Raw genomic sequence first — 2,560 nt, 5'->3', positions numbered from 1 at the left:
TCGGCTGCGGCCATCACTTCGAATTTGTTCGGCGCCGAGACGAACGGCAAGCCGGTCAGCTTACCGATCGCCGCGGCAACCTTGTCGGCGAACTGCGGATGCGCATTCAAACCGGTGCCGACTGCCGTGCCGCCCTGCGCGAGTTCATACAGATGCGGCAGCGCCGATTCCACATGACGAATGCCGTGATCGAGCTGCGCGACGTAGCCTGAAAACTCCTGGCCGAGCGTGAGCGGCGTGGCATCCTGCAGGTGCGTGCGGCCGATCTTGACGATGCCGGCGAAAGCTTTCGCCTTGCCGTCGAGCGTATCGCGCAGCGTCTTCAGCGCGGGCAGCAGATGCTTGACGATCGCATGAGCCGCAGCCACGTGCATCGCCGTCGGAAACACGTCGTTCGAAGACTGACCGCGGTTCACGTCGTCGTTCGGATGCACCTTGCGCGCTTCGCCGCGTTCGCCGCCGAGCAGCTCGCTCGCGCGATTCGCGATCACCTCGTTGAGGTTCATGTTGGTCTGCGTGCCGGAGCCGGTTTGCCAGACCGCGAGCGGAAATTCCTCGGGGTGCTGGCCGTCGATGATCTCGTCGGCCGCCTGCATGATCGCCTTTGCCTTGCTCTCGTCGAGCACGCCGAGGCCCTGGTTGACCTCGGCGGCCGCGCGCTTGATGACGGCCAGCGCGGTAATCAGTTCGGGCGATTGCTTCTCGGACGAAATACGGAAATTCTGCAGCGAGCGCTGGGTCTGCGCGCCCCACAGGCGAGCGTTCGGTACGGCGATTTCACCGAACGTGTCGCGCTCCATTCGGACGTCTTCAGTCATGATTCAGCTCCGCTTTTCAAAGTTCTGCGTTGACAGGTAGTAGGGAGAATAGACCCGTTAGCGCGTTCCGGTAAAAACCCGCTTGCGGATCGAAAATATAGGTGCGGCGTGTGCCGTCTTCGACATCGGTCCACACGAGCGGCGAGAGCGGCGCGCCGATCGAGCGTAGATAGGCGAGTTGCGCCGGATCCGCGAGCGTGACGCGGTAGCTCGCTTCGGGCGCGATCGCGCGTTCGAAGATCTGCGCGACCTGTTCGGCGAGCGGCGCGCTATGGATGACCAGCGTCTGCTCGGTATTCAGATTGGCCGAGCGCGGATCGAGATTCATCGAGCCGATCACCAGAATCTTGTGGTCGATGACATAGGTTTTTGCGTGCAGGCTGGCGCGCGAGCGGGATCCGGTGAGACCGGCGCGCGGCGTGTTCTGCTGCGGTTTGAATTCATACAACTCCACGCCCTGTTGCAGAAGCGGCACGCGAAAGGGGCTATAGCCGGCTTGCACGGCCACCGCGTCGGTTGCGGCAAGCGAGTTGGTCAGCACGGCGATGCGCACGCCCCGATGCGTCAGTTCGCCGGCCGCTTTGACGCCGGACTCGTGCGGCACGAAGTAAGGCGAAATGATCAGAAAATCCTTCTGCGCGTCGTGCATCAGCTCGGCCAATCGCTGCATCGGCGGGCTGACATAGTCCGGCGACGGATGCACGATTTTCTCCGGCAGGTCCGCCTTGAATTCGGCCGGCGCCCACGTCAAGCCGAGTTGATCCTTGGCGATCTGCGAGGCGAGCGGTGTCGCGTTCAACGGTTTTGCGTTGTACGGATCGGCGTTCGCGCGCCAATGCTGGCGTAAGTCGTCGCGCGTCTGGTCAAGCACTTTCGCATCGAACTTCTGTTTGTTCAGCGCGCGCAGCGGGTACGCGATGCTGCTATTCCAGTAGTCGTCAAAACTCGCGGAGACATCGGCGACGACCGGCCCGGCGGCCAGCACGTCGAGGTCGCGGAACTGCAGCCTTTCACTGGCGCTGAAATATTCGTCGCCGAGATTGCGGCCGCCGACGATCGCCAGCTGGTTGTCGGTGATCATCGACTTGTTGTGCATGCGGCGCGTGAAATGGCCGATCTGCGTGAACACGTTGGTCGTGCGTTCGAACATGCCTTCCTGCGCGCTGCCGAACGGATTGAAGACGCGAATCTCGATGTTGTCATGCGAGTTCAGACCCGCCATGATCTGGTCGATGTCCTTGAAGTTCAGATCGTCGACCAGCATACGCACCCGTACACCGTGATCGGCCGCGTAGAGCGCGGCGCCTAGCAGCAGCTTGCCGGTGGTGTCCTCGTTGGCGATGTAGTACTGCATGTCGAGGGTTTTCGTCGCGGCGCGCGCGAGGGCAATGCGCATCTGCAACGCGTCGGTGCCGCTCGATAGAACACGGAAACCGGACTCGTTCGGATGCGTGGCTTCGAGCGGCGCGAGGGCGGTGTAAAGCGGGGTTGTTGCGGTGGCGGGGAGCGCGTGAGTGACCGGACGGTCGAACGCGGTGGCGGGCGGTTTGGTGGCGCAGGCGGTCAAAAATGCCGTTGTGCAACACATCAGGAAGAAATGTCTCGTCGTCTGCAATGGAGACGTCTTCCGGGGCGCGCTGAACGCACACGCTCGGCACTGTGCGGTCTGATTCTGATTATGTTCTTGATGCCACGACACGCTGTTTCCCCCTTGTTTGCACGCTTCTCATGACGGCGGCGCG

General features: G+C 62.3%; 2 protein-coding genes. Both read right to left on the bottom strand.

Annotation, left to right across the window (positions count from 1 at the left end; genetic code table 11):
- On the bottom strand, positions 1–818 hold an 818-nt coding region (locus QOC89_RS04675), incomplete at its 3' end, for a class II fumarate hydratase (protein WP_323043952.1).
- Between the two features lie 16 nt (positions 819–834).
- Entirely contained in the window at positions 835–2,406 is a 1,572-nt protein-coding gene (locus tag QOC89_RS04670; protein ID WP_323043953.1) for a phospholipase D family protein, read from the bottom strand.
- Positions 2,407–2,560 lie beyond the last annotated feature (154 nt).

Source organism: Paraburkholderia sp., from assembly GCF_034668105.1.
In the GTDB taxonomy this organism is placed as follows: domain Bacteria; phylum Pseudomonadota; class Gammaproteobacteria; order Burkholderiales; family Burkholderiaceae; genus Paraburkholderia.
The sequence above is the reverse complement of the archived record's forward strand: the minus strand, read 5'-3'. Positions and strand labels throughout refer to the sequence as shown.